Annotated in this window: 1 pseudogene; it reads left to right on the top strand. The window is 78.6% G+C overall.

Annotated features, from left to right (window positions below):
- Positions 1 to 401 (top strand): annotated as a pseudogene (locus tag G3I78_RS50020) (hypothetical protein); the annotation flags it as partial.

The raw sequence follows: 401 nt of genomic DNA, 5'->3' as shown, positions 1-401 counted from the left end.
GGCCCGCGCCCACTACTCGGTGGCGACGCTGTCCGGGGCCGCGTCCAGCCGGCGCCTGCCGAGCCTCGACGTGACGCTGTCGTACGTCCGGGCCTGCGGCGGCGACGCGCAGGAGTGGGAGCGGCGCTGGCACGACGTCGCCGTGCGGCTGTCGGCGCAGGCGCCCCGGCCCCGGGAGGATCCGGGGGAGGCGGGCGGGGCGGGGGCGCACGGGACTCCGTACGTCGGCCTGGCGGCCTTCCGCACCGAGGACGCGGGCCTGTTCTTCGGCCGGGAGCGACTGGTCGAGGACCTCCTCGCGGCCCTCGCCCGACAGCGCGTCGTGGCCCTCGTCGGAGCCTCCGGAGCCGGCAAGTCCTCCCTGCTGCACGCCGGACTGCTGCCCCGGCTGGGCGCGCAGG

The organism is Streptomyces sp. SID13726 (assembly GCF_010548375.1).
Lineage (GTDB): Bacteria > Actinomycetota > Actinomycetes > Streptomycetales > Streptomycetaceae > Streptomyces.
The sequence above is the reverse complement of the archived record's forward strand: the minus strand, read 5'-3'. Positions and strand labels throughout refer to the sequence as shown.